The organism is Pseudomonas sp. R32, from assembly GCF_009866705.1.
GTDB classification, from domain to species: domain Bacteria; phylum Pseudomonadota; class Gammaproteobacteria; order Pseudomonadales; family Pseudomonadaceae; genus Aquipseudomonas; species Aquipseudomonas donghuensis.
Window position 1 is genome coordinate 649,869 of record NZ_CP019396.1, and the last position, 15,578, is coordinate 665,446.

9 protein-coding genes are annotated in these 15,578 nt (G+C 64.6%); 6 read left to right on the plus strand and 3 right to left on the minus strand.

All coding sequences use genetic code 11. From position 1 onward, the window contains the following. Window positions 1-24 precede the first annotated feature (24 nt). Entirely contained in the window at window positions 25-1,641 is a 1,617-nt protein-coding gene (locus PspR32_RS02870; RefSeq protein WP_010221698.1) for a response regulator, read from the minus strand. A gap of 281 nt (window positions 1,642-1,922) precedes the next feature. Between PspR32_RS02870 and PspR32_RS02875 the strand changes: the two genes are divergently transcribed. The 4 genes from PspR32_RS02875 (at window position 1,923) to speA (ending at window position 6,170) form a co-directional block, all read left to right on the plus strand. Beyond that, window positions 1,923-2,996 carry a DUF2333 family protein gene (locus PspR32_RS02875; protein ID WP_010221699.1) on the plus strand — a complete coding sequence of 358 codons (1,074 nt, stop codon included), beginning with the start codon at window positions 1,923-1,925 and terminating at the stop codon, window positions 2,994-2,996. Between the two features lie 4 nt (window positions 2,997-3,000). Then, window positions 3,001-3,537, plus strand: a complete 537-nt coding sequence (locus PspR32_RS02880) for an NUDIX hydrolase (RefSeq protein ID WP_010221700.1) — start codon at window positions 3,001-3,003, stop codon at window positions 3,535-3,537. A gap of 194 nt (window positions 3,538-3,731) precedes the next feature. Then, entirely contained in the window at window positions 3,732-4,103 is a 372-nt protein-coding gene (locus PspR32_RS02885; protein ID WP_010221702.1) for a translation initiation factor Sui1, read from the plus strand. A 153-nt stretch (window positions 4,104-4,256) separates the two neighbouring features. Continuing rightward, window positions 4,257-6,170, plus strand: coding sequence for an arginine decarboxylase (gene speA / locus PspR32_RS02890; protein ID WP_100782922.1), 1,914 nt, complete (start codon window positions 4,257-4,259; stop codon window positions 6,168-6,170). 136 nt (window positions 6,171-6,306) lie between these two features. Here the strand turns inward: speA and PspR32_RS02895 are convergent, their stop codons facing one another. Beyond that, window positions 6,307-7,647 carry an MATE family efflux transporter gene (locus PspR32_RS02895; RefSeq protein WP_159388066.1) on the minus strand — a complete coding sequence of 447 codons (1,341 nt, stop codon included), beginning with the start codon at window positions 7,645-7,647 and terminating at the stop codon, window positions 6,307-6,309. A gap of 146 nt (window positions 7,648-7,793) precedes the next feature. Here PspR32_RS02895 and PspR32_RS02900 point away from each other — a divergent pair, with 146 nt between their 5' ends. After that, a complete protein-coding gene (locus tag PspR32_RS02900) occupies window positions 7,794-12,749 on the plus strand; it encodes an alpha-2-macroglobulin family protein (RefSeq protein WP_159388067.1) in 4,956 nt (1,651 codons plus the stop codon). A gap of 50 nt (window positions 12,750-12,799) precedes the next feature. Here the strand turns inward: PspR32_RS02900 and PspR32_RS02905 are convergent, their stop codons facing one another. Beyond that, on the minus strand, window positions 12,800-13,093 hold the full coding sequence (locus PspR32_RS02905; protein WP_010221709.1) for a hypothetical protein: 294 nt from the start codon (window positions 13,091-13,093) through the stop codon (window positions 12,800-12,802). 104 nt (window positions 13,094-13,197) lie between these two features. On the opposite strand from PspR32_RS02905, the gene pbpC reads away from it, so the two are divergent. Beyond that, window positions 13,198-15,552, plus strand: coding sequence for a peptidoglycan glycosyltransferase PbpC (gene pbpC, locus PspR32_RS02910; protein ID WP_010221710.1), 2,355 nt, complete (start codon window positions 13,198-13,200; stop codon window positions 15,550-15,552). The last annotated feature ends 26 nt before the right edge of the window (window positions 15,553-15,578 follow it).

The following is a 15,578-nucleotide window of genomic DNA, read 5'->3' on the forward strand; positions in this document are numbered from 1 at the left end:
GCGAAAAAAACTGGCACTTTGCCTTTATGCTTCCACCCGTTGTACGCAGTTGCGTCCGGCGCCTTTGGCGCGGTACAGCGCCTCATCGGCGGCGGTGGCCATGCTCAGGGCATCCAGACCTTCGCTCAACTGTACAACGCCGGCGCTGAAGGTGCAGGACAGGTCGCGAGGTTGGGCGGGGTAATGGATCTCGGCGAAGCGCCGGCGAATCTCATCGAGCACTTTGTGAGCGGCACCCAGGTCGGTGTTGGGCATGACGATGGCGAACTCTTCTCCGCCGTAACGGCCGATGAAGTCGGTCTTGCGCAGGCGCTGCTTGAGGAACAGCGCCAGGCTCTTGATCACCCGGTCACCCATGGGGTGGCCATGGCTGTCGTTGACCTTCTTGAAGTGATCGATATCGAGCATGGCGAAGCTCAGCGGCTGTTCTTCGCGGCGTGCGCGGAAGCTGCAGTCTTCCAGCAGTTGCAGGATGTGGGTGTGGTTGTACAGCCCGGTCAGGCTGTCGCGCACCATCCGTGCCTTGAGGTTGCGCGCGCGGGCGGCGCGGTTGCGCACGGTGGTGATCAGGTGTCGCGAGCGGATCGGTTTGGTTAAAAAATCATCACCACCCTCGCTCATGGCGTCGAGCTGCTTATCCAGATCGTCTTCGGCCGACAGGTAGATGATCGGCACACTGACATAACGGTCGTTGTGGCGGATCACCTTGGCCAGTTCCGTGCCGGTGCAGGCCGGCATGTACATGTCGAGGATGATCAGGTCGGGCTGGAAGTCGGCAAGCTCGGCCATGGTCTGGATCGGGTCGATCAAGGTGCGGGTGACGATCCCGGCGCTGTTGAGCAGGCGCTCGGTGTGCAGGGCCTGGGCCCGCGAGTCGTCGATGATCAGCACCTTGAAGGGTTCGTACTGGGTGACGCTGGTCAGCAGCTCGACTTTCTCCAGCAGGCTCGAGGCTTCCAGGGTGCCGGTGAGAAATTCCTGACCGCCGGCGCGTACGGCGGCCAGGCGCGTCGGGGTGTCGGTCTCGTGCAGGCTGAAAAACAGCAACGGTAACCGCTGTTCCAGGCCTTGCTGGGCCTGGGCCGCCAGTTGCAGACCGACACCGGGGCCGGTGAAGTCGACGTCCATGACGATCGCCGAAGGCAGCCGTTCGCTCATGGTCGCCTGGAATGCGGCTGCGCTGTACAAGGCCTGTACACCCAAGCCGAAGAATTCCAGCTGTTGGGCCAGGCGCTCAGCGCGGTCGTGGTCCTGGAGCATGATGTACACCGGCTTGCGCAAGGGGGGCAGCGGCACTTGCTCAAGCTGGTCACCCTGGCGCAGGCCGGTGCGCGACAGACGCTGCATCAGCCGGTTGAGTTCGCTGATCAGTTGGCTGCTCAGGCGCGCACTGTTGGCCTCGACCGCCTCCAGGGTATGGCCGATGGCTTCGGCCAACTGGCTGTGCTCGGGCTGCTCGAAGCGTTCGGCATAGCGTTGCAGGCGCAGGTTGGCCTCGCACAGCTCACCCAGGTCGCCAGTGGACCACTCGCTGCGCTGCAGGCGCTGCCAGATTTCGAGGATTTGCCGGGCCTGATGAATGACCCGCTGGGCAAAGTGTTGCTTGAGGCGCTCACGATTGGGGTCTTCTGGCTCGGTCATGTCCTGACTACTTATAAGGGTGAGGCTGAGGTCGAGTGATGGCTCTATGCTAGCACCACTTTCCCGGCAATCGAGTGCCTTGTATCAATAAACTGTACAAGTCCGTTTATTCATTTGCTGACCCAATAGTCGCTTATGCGAACCGCCGTGCTTGATTTATAGTGCAGCGATACTTGCCGACCCCGGCAGGTGGCGCGCGGCACAAAACGCCATCGCGCTGGCACGAAGCCCGGGGGTTGCGGTCGAACCCCTTGAACCGACGTGACTGAAAGGACAACGCCATGCTGGACTGGAAAAACCGTACAGGCAAAGCCGAGGCGCGTGAGCGGGTCGAGCCGCGCACCGCCGCCACCCGCAGCTATTTCGGCGGGTTGCTGTTCAGCCGCGCCCTGGGCTCGCTGATCGGCCTGTACCTGCTGGTGTGCGTGGGCCTGGGCTGGTACTGGAGCGCCGAACCCGACTTGTTCCCGGTACAGCAGAACGCCCAGGCGGCCGCCGAAAAAACCGGCAAGCAGATGGTCGTCGGCTACACCACCATCGAGACGCTCAAGACCGTGGCCGGCACCTTGCTCAACAAGCCCGGCGGCTACATTTCCAACGACCGCTTCCCGCCAGGCCTGTGGATGGACAACATGCCCAGCTGGGAATACGGCGTGCTGGTCCAGGTACGTGACCTGAGCCGTGCCCTGCGCAAGGACTTTGCCCGCTCGCAGTCGCAGTCCACCGAAGATGCGGACCTGGCCAAGGCCGAGCCGCGCTTCAACTTCGACAACAAGAGCTGGATCCTGCCGTCGAGCGAATCCGAGTTCCAGGAAGGCATCAACTCCCTGACCCGCTACCAGAACCGCCTGGCCTCGCCGGACCAGCAGGGCGCGCTGTTCTACACCCGTGCCGACAACCTCAACAACTGGCTGGGCGACGTCGCCACCCGCCTGGGCTCGCTGTCGCAGCGGCTGTCGGCGAGCGTTGGCCGGGTCAAGCTCAACAGCACCCTGAAGACTGAATCGGTGGTGCCGGGCCAGGTGCCGCAGGTTGACGAGGAAGTGGTCGAAACCCCATGGCTGCAGATCGACAACGTGTTCTACGAAGCCCGCGGCCAGGCCTGGGCGCTGTCGCACCTGCTGCGCGCCATCGAGGTCGACTTCGCCGACGTGCTGGCGAAGAAGAATGCCACGGTCAGCGTGCGGCAGATCATCCGTGAGCTGGAAGCCTCGCAGGAACCGCTGTGGAGCCCGATGGTGCTCAACGGCAGCGGTTTTGGCATGTGGGCCAACCATTCGCTGGTGATGGCCAACTACATCTCGCGGGCCAACGCTGCGGTGATCGACCTGCGTCAACTGCTGACCCAGGGCTGAACCGGTGTCGATCTCCAAGCAGGAGGCGGCGCACCGCGCCGCCTCCGACCGCGAACGGATCGCCTGGGTCGACGAAAACGACCGGTTGCTCGGCGCCTTGCCCCGCGCCGAGCTACGTGAACGCGGCCTGATCGGGCGCGGTACCTACATCCTGCTGTTCAACTCCGTTGGTGAGCTGTGCGTGCACCGGCGCACCGAGAGCAAGGCGATCTACCCGGGTTACTGGGATGTCGCCGCCGGTGGCATGGTCCAGGCCGACGAAAGCTTTGCCGAGTCGGCGGCCCGCGAGCTTGAAGAAGAGCTCGGGGTGGCCGGGGTCGAGCTCACGGCCCACGAATGCTTTTTCTTTGACCAGCCTGGCAACCGGCTCTGGTGCGCGGTGTTTTCGGCGGTCTGGGACGGGCCTTTGCGCCTGCAGCCGGAAGAGGTCAGCGAAGCGCGTTTCATCCCCGTCGAACAGGCCCTGGCCGACAGTCGGCAGCAGCCATATTGCCCCGATTCGCTGGCTGCTTTGCAACGCTATATCGACCGTCAAGCCTGACGTCGCGATTCACATGCAAAATGGCGCAGTTTTGTACTTAGCATTCGCGACATTTATCGTTACACTGCGCGGCCTTTTAAGGCTGCCGCACGCTTCATGCGGCAGTTGCGCTGCCCCTGCCAGAGTGGGGCTTCGCGGTCGGTACCCCGCCAGGGGCGTCGACCAGTTTTTATCCTCACCGTAGAGGATCAAAAGTGGCCAAGAAAGCCGCATCATTCGCCGCCCTGGGTGGCCTGGTGTTCTCCACTGATGCAGGCCGGCATTGCCCGGACTGCAGCAAACCCATAGATGCCTGCATCTGCAAACAGACGCTCATCCCCGAAGGCGATGGCATTGCTCGCGTGCGCCGCGAAAGCAAGGGCCGTGGCGGCAAGACGGTGACGACCATCAGCGGCGTGCCGCTGCCCCTGGAACAGCTCAAGGATCTGGCCAGCACGCTCAAGCGCCGCTGCGGAACCGGCGGCGCGTTGAAAGACGGGGTCATCGAAATCCAGGGCGATCATGTCGAGCTGTTGTTGGCCGAGCTGATCAAACAGGGCTTCAAAGCGAAAAAGTCCGGCGGCTGAAGACTGCATCGCGATTTTTTGCAGTTCGCTTTCTAAACTCGTTCCCGTAGGAAGGGTCTATCCCTGAACACGGATAATCGTCACTTTCAGGTTTTACACTGCGCCCGCCCCATGCAGGCCGGTGTTTTTCGACTTTCTATATAGGGGACTTCAATGTCCGTACGACGCACACGCAAAGACGATGGCAGCCAATGGACAGTTGCGGACAGCCGCAGTGTTTACGGCATTCGCCATTGGGGGGCCGGTTACTTCGCAATCAACGAGGCCGGGCGCGTCGAAGTCCGCCCGAACGGGCCAGGCAGTGCGCCGATCGACCTGTTCGAGCAGGTTGACGAGCTGCGCAAGAGTGGCCTTTCGCTGCCGCTGCTGGTCCGTTTCCCGGACATCCTCCAGGACCGCGTGCGCCAGCTGACTGGCGCTTTTGACGCCAACATCGCGCGCCTGGAATACCAGAGCCAGTACACCGCGCTGTACCCGATCAAGGTCAACCAGCAGGAAGCGGTGGTCGAGAACATCATCGCCACCCAGAACGTGTCCATTGGCCTGGAAGCCGGCTCCAAGCCCGAGCTGCTGGCGGTGCTGGCGCTGGCGCCGAAAGGCGGCACCATCGTCTGCAACGGTTACAAGGACCGCGAGTTCATCCGCCTGGCGCTGATGGGGCAGAAACTTGGCCACAACGTCTTCATCGTCATCGAAAAAGAGTCGGAAGTGGCCCTGGTGATCGAGGAAGCCGCCGAGCTCAAGGTCAAGCCGCAGATCGGCCTGCGCGTGCGCCTGTCGTCGCTGGCCTCGAGCAAGTGGGCCGATACCGGTGGCGAGAAGTCCAAGTTCGGCCTCTCGGCCGCGCAACTGATCTCGGTAGTGCAGCGCTTTCGCGATGCCGGCCTGGACCAGGGCATCCGCCTGCTGCATTTCCACATGGGCTCGCAGATCGCCAACCTGGCCGACTACCAGCATGGTTTCAAGGAAGCCATCCGTTATTACGGCGAGCTGCGCGCACTGAACCTGCCGGTCGATCACATCGACGTCGGCGGCGGCCTGGGCGTGGACTACGACGGCACCCACTCGCGCAACGCCAGCTCGATCAACTACGACATGGATGACTACGCCGGTGTCGTGGTCGGCATGCTCAAGGAGTTCTGCGATGCCCAGGGCCTGCCGCATCCGCACATCTTCTCGGAAAGCGGCCGCTCGCTGACCGCGCACCACGCCATGCTGGTGGTGCAGGTGACCGATGTCGAGAAACACAACGACGAAGTGCCGCGGATCGAGAACAAGGAAAACCTGCCCGAGACCGTACAGTGGCTGGTCGACCTGCTCGGCCCGACCGATATCGAGATGGTCACCGAGACCTACTGGCGCGCCACCCACTACATGAGCGACGTGGCTGCCCAGTACGCCGACGGCAAGATCACCCTGGCCGAGAAGGCCCTGGCCGAGCAGTGCTACTTTGCCGTTTGCCGGCGCCTGCACAACTCGCTCAAGGCCCGTCAGCGCTCGCATCGCCAGGTGCTGGACGAGCTCAACGACAAGCTGGCCGACAAGTACATCTGCAACTTCTCGGTATTCCAGAGCCTGCCGGACACCTGGGCGATCGGCCAGGTCCTGCCGATCCTGCCGCTGCATCGCCTGGACGAAGAGCCGCTGCGCCGCGCCGTGCTGCAGGACCTGACCTGCGACTCGGATGGCAAGATCAACCAGTACGTCGACGAGCAGAGCATCGAGACCAGCCTGCCGGTGCACGGGATCAACGAGGGAGAGGACTACCTGTTGGGTATCTTCCTGGTCGGTGCCTACCAGGAAATCCTTGGTGACATGCACAACCTGTTCGGTGACACCGACTCGGTGAACATTTACCAGAACCCGAACGGCAGCGTGTACCACGCCGGTATCGAGACCCACGACACCATCGAAGACATGCTGCGTTACGTGCACCTGTCGCCGGAGGAGTTGATGACCCACTACCGCGACAAGTGCGCCAGCGCCAAGATCACTGCCCGTGAGAAGACCCAGTTCCTCGACGCGTTGCGTCTGGGGCTGACCCGCTCGTCTTACCTGTCGAGCTGATCAGTGGTGCGGGTCGCGTGCAGTCGCTGGCTGCGCGTCGACCCCATCGCCGGCAAGTCCGGCTCCCACAGGTGCAGTGCCGCACTCTTGTGGGAGCTGGCCTTGCCAGCGATGGGCTGCGCAGCAGACCCAGAAACTACCGCACAAACCACCCATCCCGCCGCTGCAACCGCCAGCCCATCACCCCCAGCGTCACCCCGCGCAAGGCCATGAACAGCAGAAACCCCAACCACAAGCCGTGGTTGCCCAGGTCGCGGGCGACATAGGCGACCGGCAGGGCGATGAGTACGCTGAGCAGCATGCCGTTGCGCATCTCCCGCGCCCGCGTGGCGCCGATGAACAAACCATCAAGCAGATAGCTCCACACCGCAATCAACGGCAGCAGTGCCAGGTACGGCAGGTACTGGTAGGCGGTTTCGCGTACGTTGGCGATGTCGGTCTGCATGTTGATGAACAGATGCCCGCCCAACAGAAACGATACGGCAAAGCCGGAACTGGCCAGCAACGACCAGCCGCAGGCAACGGTGAGCGAGCGCCTTAATGCCTGGCGATCGCCGGCACCGATGGCGTGCCCGCACAGCGCCTCGACCGCATGGGCCAGGCCATCGAGGGCATAGGCGGTGAGCAACAGGCCATTGAGCAGCAGGGCGTTGGCCGCCACCGTCGCTTCACCCAGGCGTGCACCTTGTACGGTGATCAGGAAGAACACCGCCTGCAGCGCCAGGCTGCGGATGAAGATGTCGCGGTTGACGCTGAGCAGCGGCCGCCAGCTTTGCCAGCGCGCCAGCAACGCCCAGGCGATTTTCCCGGGGTAGGCGCGCAGGGCCGGGCGGGTCAGGGCCAGGCCGAGCAGGGCGGCGCTCCACTCGGCAATCACCGAGGCGCGGGCCGAACCGATCACGCCCCACTCCAGGCCGAGCACGAACCACAGGTTGAGGGCGATGTTGAACAGGTTGGTGGTCAGCAGGATGGCCAGCGGCGCCCTGGCGTTCTGGGTGCCGAGGAACCAGCCGACCAGGGCGAAGCTGGCCAGCGCCGCCGGCAGGCCCAGCAGGCGGGTCTGGAAGAAGTCGTGGGTCGATTGCTCCAGCGCCGCCGTGGGCTGCATCAGTTGCAGGGCCAAGTGGCTGAACGGCAGGGCCAGCACGCCCAGCAGCAGGGCAAACAACAGCGCCAGCAACAGGCCCTGCAGCAACACCTGGCGCAACGCCGCACCGTCGGCACGGCCCGCCGCCTGGGCGGCGAATCCGGTCGAGCCCATGCGCAGAAAGCCCATGACCCAGGCCAGGAAGGTGTACAGGCTGGCGCCCACCGCCACCGCACCCAATTGATGGGCATGGGGCAGGTGGCCGATCACGGCGCTGTCGACCAGGGCCACCAATGGTACGGAAATATTCGAAAGGATCATCGGCGCGGCCAGCGCCCAGACCTTGATATGGGTCGGGCGGTCGCGCCAGTCGGTCAGCAAACGGGACATGGAGGCTCCTGGCAAGCCGGCATTGTAGCCGCTGCGCTAGTAAATCGTGCGAAGGCCGTCTCACATCCGTTCGCCGTATCACCGTTGCGGCGCGGTTGATATATAGTGCACGCCTAAGATTCCGCTGCCCGAGAGTTACTACTCCCATGCTCAACAAAGGATTGTTGCTGGCCTGCGCGCTGGCCTTGCTCAGTGCCTGCGATTCGTCTGCCCCGGATAAACCGGCGCCGGCCCCCGTCGAACCGCCTGCGCAGACCCAGGACCAACCCGCAGCCCCGGCTCCGGCCGCCCCGGCGGCGCAAGTGGAAGCGGCAAAACCCGCTCCGGTCAAGGACGATGCCGCGACCCTGGCCAAGCGCTATGCCGGCCGCGAACTGAGCGTGGTGGATGTCTCGGAGGTGCAGGTCGATGGCGCCAGCGCCCTGGCCCTGACCTTCTCGGTGCCGCTGGATGACCAGCAGAACTTCGCCGACAAGGTGCACCTGGTCGATACCGTCAAAGGCAAGGTCGACGGCGCCTGGGAACTCTCCGCCAACAAGATGGAGCTGCGCCTGCGCCACCTGGAGCCGCAGCGCAAGCTGGTGCTGACCATCGACGCCGGCCTGCTCGCGGTCAACGGCAAGCGCCTGCCCGCCGAGTCGATCAGCCGCCTGGAAACCCGCGACATGCAGTCGACCATCGGCTTCGCCAGCCGTGGCTCGCTGCTGCCGACCCGCCTGGCCGAAGGCTTGCCGGTGATCGCCCTGAACGTCAACAAGGTCGATGTCGAGTTCTTCCGCATCAAGCCTGACAAACTCTCGCCGTTCCTCGCCGCCTGGGGCCGCAACAGCAGCCTGTACTACTACCAGTCCAAGGAAACCCTGGACATGGCCGAGCTGGTCTACAGCGGCCGCTTCGACCTCAACCCGGCGAAGAACACCCGCGAGACCGTACTGCTGCCGATTGCCGGGATCAAGCCGCTGCAAGAGCCCGGCGTGTATCTGGCGGTGATGCGCGCGTCCGGCACCTATGACTATTCGCAACCGGCGACGCTGTTCACCCTGAGTGACATCGGCGTCTCGGCGCATCGCTACCAGAACCGCATGGATGTCTTCACCCAGGGCCTGGAAGGCGGCAAGGCGCTGAGCGGCGTCGAGCTGGAACTGCTCGACGGCGAAGGCCGCGTGCTGGCCCAGGCCAAAACCGATAGTGACGGCCACGCCCAGTTGCCAATGCCGCCCAAGGCTGAAACCCTGCTGGCCCACCAAGGCGTGCACACCACCATGCTGCGCCTGAACAGCGCTGCCCTGGACCTGGCCGAGTTCGACATCACCGGCCCTCAGGCCAACCCGCTGCAGTTCTTCGTGTTCGGCCCGCGTGACCTCTATCGCCCGGGTGAAACCGTGCTGCTCAACGGCCTGCTGCGTGACCAGGATGGCCGCCCGCTCAAGCCGCAACCGGTGACCGTGGAAGTCCGCCGCCCGGATGAGCAGATCAGCCGCAAGTTCGTCTGGGAAGCCGATGCCAATGGCTTCTATCAGTACCAACTGCAACTGGCCGATGAAGCGCCGACCGGGCGCTGGCAGTTGTTGTTCGACCTCGGTGGCGGCAAGAAGCAGGTGTTCGAGTTCCTCGTCGAAGACTTCTTGCCCGAGCGCCTGGCCCTGGAGCTCAAGGGCAGCGACAAGCCGTTGAGCCCGGAGCAGACCGCGCAGATCAAGGTCAATGGTCGCTACCTGTATGGCGCCCCGGCCTCGGGCAACCGCCTGAGCGGCCAGGCTTATGTGCGCCCGTTGCGTGAAGCGGTACCGGCGCTGCCTGGCTACAAGTTCGGTTCGATCACCGAGGAGGAACTGAGCCAGGACCTGGAGCTGGACGAGGTTACCCTCGATGCCGCAGGCAAAACCACGCTGAACATCGAAAGCAAATGGTCCGAAGCCCGTTCGCCGCTGCAATTGACCGTGCAGGCGAGCCTGCAGGAGTCCGGTGGCCGGCCGATTACCCGCCGTCTTGAGCAACCCATCTGGCCGGCCGGGCGCCTGCCTGGCCTGCGCGGCCTGTTCGACGGTGAAGAGACCGACGGCGAAGGCCCGGTGGAATTCGAAGTGCTGGTGGCCGATGACGCAGGCAACAAGCTGGCCGTCAACAACCTCAAGGTTCGCCTGATCCGTGAGCGTCGCGACTACTACTGGAACTACTCGCAGAGCGATGGCTGGAGCTACAACTACAACGAGAAGTACCTGACCCAGAACGAAGAGACGGTCAATGTCAAAGCCGGCTCGACCGCGCGGGTCAACTTCCTGGTTGACTGGGGCCCGTACCGCGTCGAGGTCGAAGACCCGCAGACCGGTCTGGTGTCGAGCGAACGCTTCTGGGCCGGCTACCGCGCCCAGGACAACGCCGACGGCGGCGCCGTGCGTCCCGATCAGGTCAAGCTGGCCCTCGACAAGCCGTCCTACGCCGATGGCGCCACCGCCAACATCACCGTCACGCCGCCTGCCGCAGGCACCGGTTACCTGATGGTCGAGTCCAGCGAAGGCCCGCTGTGGTGGGAAGAAATCGACGTGCCGGCCGAAGGCAAGAGCTTCGCCGTCAAGCTCGATCCGAAGTGGGCGCGCCATGACCTGTATGTCAGCGCCCTGGTGATCCGCCCGGGTGAGCGCAAGGTCAACGCCACGCCGAAGCGCGCCGTAGGTGTGCTGCACCTGCCGCTGGATCGTCACGAACGTAAGCTGGCCGTCACCCTCAGCGCGCCGGAGAAGATGCGTCCCAAGCAGCCGCTGACCGTCAAGGTACAGGCGCGCAATGCCGACGGCAGCGTGCCCAAACAGGTGCATGTACTGCTGGCGGCAGTGGACGTGGGTATCCTTAACATCACCGAATTCGCTACCCCCGACCCGTTCACCGGTATGTTCGGGCGCAAGGCCTATGGCGCCGACCAGCTGGACATCTATGGCCAACTGATCGAAGCCGGGCAGGGCCGTCTGGCCAGCCTGGCCTTCGGTGGTGACGCCGCCATGGCCAAGGGCGGCAAGCGCCCGAACACCACGGTGACCATCGTCGCCAAGCAAAGCGCCCCGGTCACCCTCAATGACAAGGGCGAAGGTGAAGCCACGGTCGATATCCCCGACTTCAACGGTGAACTGCGGTTGATGGCCCAGGCCTGGACCGGCGAGCGCTACGGCATGGCCGAAGGCAAGACCGTGGTTGCCGCACCGTTGATCGCCGAGCTCTCGGCACCGCGCTTCCTCGCCGGTGGCGACCGCACCACCCTGGCCCTGGACTTGTCCAACCTGTCGGGCAAGGCGCAGAACCTGACCGTGCGCCTGAGCACCGAAGGCCAGTTGAACCTGCTCGGCGCCGCCGAACAGACCCTGAACCTCACCGAAGGCAAGCGCGTCACCCTGCTGGTGCCGGTGCAGGCCAGCGGTGGCCTGGGCCAGGGCAAGGTCAAGGTCGACGTGCAGGGCCTGCAACTGCCGGGCGAGTCAGCCACGGCCTTCAGCCGCGACTGGACCCTGGGCATTCGCCCGGCCTACCCGGCGATGCTGCAGCACTATCGCGTCGCCCTCAAAGACCAACCCTGGACCTTGCCCGACGCAGACCTTGCACTGTTCGAACCCGCCGGCCTTGAAGCCTCATTGGCCCTGTCGAGCCGCCCACCGCTGAACCTGGCCGAACAGATCCGCGCCCTCGAAGCCTATCCGTATGGTTGCCTGGAGCAGACCACCAGTGGCTTGTACCCATCGCTGTACGCTGATGCCGCGACCCTCAAGCGCCTCGGTATCAAGGGTGAAGCGGCGGACGTGCGCAAGCGCAAGATCGAGATGGGCATCGAGCACCTGTTGGGCATGCAGCGCTACAACGGCAGCTTCGGCCTGTGGAGCGCCGATGACCAGGAAGAGTTCTGGTTGACCGCCTACGTCACCGACTTCCTCCTGCGCGCCCGCGAGCAAGGTTATGCGGTACCGCCCGAGGCCCTGAAAAAGGCCAGCGAGCGTCTGCTGCGTTACCTGCAGGAGCGCAACCTGATCGAGGTCAACTACAGCCAGAACTCCGAGCACAGCCGCTTCGCCGTGCAGGCCTACGCCGCCCTGGTGCTGGCGCGTACCCAGCAGGCGCCGCTGGGCGCCCTGCGCAGCCTGTTCGAGCGGCGCAGCGATTCGCGCTCGGGCCTGCCGTTGGTACAACTGGCCATCGCCCTGGACAAGATGGGCGACAAGCCGCGTGGGCAACAGGCGCTGCAGGCCGGCCTTGCCGTCACCCGCAACGAAAACACCTGGCTGGGCGACTACGGCAGCTCCGTGCGTGACCAGGCGCTGATCCTGTCGCTGCTCACCGAGAACAACCTGGCCAGCGACAAGGTCGATGCACGGCTGTTCGAGCTCTCCGATCAGATGGCGGGTAACCGCTGGCTGTCGACTCAGGAGCGCAACGCGCTGTTCCTTGCCGGTCGTGGTCTGCTGGGCAAGCCGGAAAGCAAATGGTCGGCGCGCCTGGACAGCGCCGGTGAAGTGCGCGAGTTCAATCCCGAGCAATCGGGGATGAAACTCGAGGGCCCACTGCTGGCTTCGCCGCTGACCATCCAGAACGAAGGCAGCGAGACCCTGTTCCAGCAACTGACCCTGTCTGGTTATCCGCGTCAGGCCCCGGTTGCCCGAGGCAGCGGCATGACCATTCGCCGCGAGTTCCTCGGCATGAATGGCCAGGCACTGGACATCAAGGCGCTCAAGAGCGGTGACCTGGTGCTGGTGCACCTGGCCGTGACGGCCAACACCCAGGTGCCGGACGCCCTGGTGGTCGACCTGCTGCCGGCGGGCCTGGAGCTGGAAAACCAGAACCTGGCGCAAAGTGCGGCCAGTCTGGAGAACGCCAGCAGTGCAGTGAAGGAATGGCGAGAGTCGATGCAGAACGCCAACGTGGTGCATCAGGAGTTTCGCGATGACCGCTACGTAGCGGCGCTGAACATCGACTACTACTCCACCACCCACCTGCTGTACCTGGCCCGCGCGGTGACCCCGGGGACCTACAAGGTACCGCCGCCGCAGGTCGAGTCGATGTACCGGCCGAACTACAACGCGGTGGGCGAGACGCCTGCCGAACTGGTAGTCAAAGGCCGCTGACAGAGGGCTTTGTGGGAGCGGATGAATCCGCTCCCACATGCTCTAATTGCTCAGTGAATGATCCAGCTCAGCACCCACAAACCCAGCACCAGCCAGATGATGCCGAGTATGATCGAAGCGCGCATGAACGCGCGGATCGCCGAGTACAGCAGCATCAGGCCGATGATCAGGGCGAGGATGCTGACCAGCGAAGTGTCCATGCCCAGGGTGCGTGACAGGCCCTCGATGAAATTGCTACCGGCGTTGGCCAGCAAGTTGAACAACCCGCTCAGGCCGTCGACGATAAAACGGATCACTGCCCCCAGTGCCTGGCCGAGCCACTCGAAAAAACCTTCTACATGCATAGTTGCTTCCTGATGATCAATTCGGCGAATGCGCCGTTGCCAAGCCTTTGGCCGTGCCTTGGCCGGGTCGGTTCCCTGCGTAGCTGTTACGCCAGGAGGACTTGATGCACATCTTAACGCGCCTGCGCGGCGCCATCAGAAAACCGCTGGGCTTGCTGCTCGGTATCCCGTTGCTGCTTGTTGCCTTGCTAGGGCTCGCCGACCGCCTCTGGCCGTTGCCGATGCCGGCGGATGATCTGGCCCGGGTAGTGCTGGCCGAAGACGGCACGCCGCTGTGGCGCTTCGCCGATGCCGAGGGTGTATGGCGCTACCCGGTCAGCGCCGAACAGATTTCTCCCTATTACCTGGAGGCATTGCTGACTTACGAAGACCGCTGGTTCTACCATCACCCCGGGGTCAATCCGCTGGCGCTGGCGCGGGCGGCCTGGCAGAACCTGCGCGGTGGCCGGGTGTTGTCTGGCGGCAGTACGCTGTCGATGCAAGTGGCGCGTCTGCTCGACCCACATTCGCGCACGCTGCCCGGCAAGCTGCGTCAGTTGTGGCGCACGGCACAGCTGGAGTGGCACCTGTCGAAGGCGCAGATCCTTGAAATCTACCTCAACCGCGCGCCGTTCGGCGGCACCTTGCAGGGCGTCGCCGCCGCCAGTTGGGCGTACCTTGGCAAGTCGCCGATGCACCTGACGCCGTCGGAGGCGGCGCTGCTCGCGGTGCTGCCCCAGGCACCAAGCCGTCTGCGCCCGGATCGCCACCCCGAGCGTGCCCAGGCGGCGCGCGACAAGGTCCTGCAACGCCTGGCCGAGTACCAGGTATGGCCGCAGCAGCGGGTTGCCGAGGCAGCAGAAGAGCCACTGTTGCTGGCACCGCGTCAGGAGCCGGCGCTGGCGCCGCTGCTGGCGCGCCGACTCAATCGTCCGCTCAGCCCGCCGTTGATTCGCACCACCCTCGATGCCTCCTTGCAACGGCGCCTGGAAGACCTGTTGCTGGGCTGGCGTGCGCGGCTGCCGGAGCGTACCTCGGCGGCGATCCTGGTGGTCGAGGCGCAGAACATGGCGGTACGCGCTTACCTGGGTTCGATTGATCTCAATGACGAGCGCCGTTTTGGCCACGTCGACATGATCAGCGCCCTGCGCTCACCCGGCTCGACCCTCAAGCCGTTTCTTTACGGCATGGCCATGGACGATGGCCTGATCCATTCCGAATCCTTGCTGCAGGATGTGCCGCGGCGCTACGGCGATTATCGCCCGGGCAACTTCTCCATGGGTTTCAGCGGGCCGGTGGCGGCCAGTTCCGCCCTGGCATTGTCATTGAACCTGCCGGCGGTGCAACTGCTTGAAGCCTACGGGCCGAAGCGCTTCGCCGCGCAGATGCGCAGTGGTGGCGTGCCGCTGATCCTGCCGCCGTTGGCCGAGCCGAACCTGTCGCTGATTCTCGGCGGCGCCGGTAGCCGCCTGGAGGACCTGGTGGGTGGTTATGCGGCGTTTGCCCGAGATGGCTTGAGCGCGCCGATCCGCTTGCAGCCGGATGAGCCGTTGCTTGAGCGGCGCCTGCTGTCGCCGGGCAGTGCCTGGATCATCCGGCGTATTCTCAGCGGCCAGGCGCGCCCGGATCGCGACCCTCACGCCGAACTGGTGCAGCGTCCGCAGTTGGCCTGGAAGACCGGTACCAGCTATGGCTTTCGTGATGCCTGGTCGATTGGCGTGGGGCCGCGCTACCTGATCGGCATCTGGATCGGCCGCCCGGATGGTACGCCAGTGCCGGGGCAGTTCGGCCTGGCCTCGGCGGCGCCGTTGATGCTGCAGGTGCATGACGTGCTGAGCAACCGCGACAGCCAGCGCGGTATCGCCACTCCCGTGACGGCGGTGCCGGCCAATGTCGGGGTTGCGGCAATCTGCTGGCCGCTGGGGCAACCCATGGCCCGCCAGGACCCGAACTGCCGTCGCCAGCGCTTCGCCTGGACCCTGGACGGCACCACGCCGCCGACCTTGCTGGCCCAGGACCAACCGTTGAGCGTCGGCCTGCGCGAGACCGTCTGGGTCAACACCCAGGGCTTGCGCGTCGATGCCACGTGCCCCGGCGCCCAGGCGCGGGACATCGCCCTATGGCCGTCGCCACTGGAACCCTGGCTGCCACGGGTGGAACGCCGCGAGGCGCGCTTGCCCAAGGTCGATCCGGGTTGCCCGCCGCAGGTGCCGCCCAGCGCGCCGCCGTTGTCGATCGTCGGTGTGCGTCAGGGCGATCAGTTACGCCGTCCGGCCACCAGCAGCGAGCCGTTGCGTTTCAAGGTCTCGGCCCTTGGCGGTAACGGTCGGCACTGGTGGTTTCTCAACGGTGCGCCGCTGGGCGAAACCAGCGGCCAGGAAAACCTTACGGCGAGCTTCGACCAGGCCGGGCGCTTCGAGTTGAGCGCCCTGGATGAAAGTGGCGAAACCGCCCGGGTCGAGTTCCAGGTCAACGAGTGACAACGCGCATTAGACGATGCCGGGGC

Bases quoted from the DNA above. Each gene is read 5' to 3' on its own strand.
- PspR32_RS02895 (WP_159388066.1), bottom strand. From the start codon at position 7,647: ATGTCCCGTTTGCTGACCGACTGGCGCGACCGCCCGACCCATATCAAG.
- PspR32_RS02900 (WP_159388067.1), top strand. From the start codon at position 7,794: ATGCTCAACAAAGGATTGTTGCTGGCCTGCGCGCTGGCCTTGCTCAGT.
- PspR32_RS02875 (WP_010221699.1), top strand. From the start codon at position 1,923: ATGCTGGACTGGAAAAACCGTACAGGCAAAGCCGAGGCGCGTGAGCGG.
- pbpC (WP_010221710.1), top strand. From the start codon at position 13,198: ATGCACATCTTAACGCGCCTGCGCGGCGCCATCAGAAAACCGCTGGGC.
- PspR32_RS02905 (WP_010221709.1), bottom strand. From the start codon at position 13,093: ATGCATGTAGAAGGTTTTTTCGAGTGGCTCGGCCAGGCACTGGGGGCA.
- PspR32_RS02870 (WP_010221698.1), bottom strand. From the start codon at position 1,641: ATGACCGAGCCAGAAGACCCCAATCGTGAGCGCCTCAAGCAACACTTT.
- speA (WP_100782922.1), top strand. From the start codon at position 4,257: ATGTCCGTACGACGCACACGCAAAGACGATGGCAGCCAATGGACAGTT.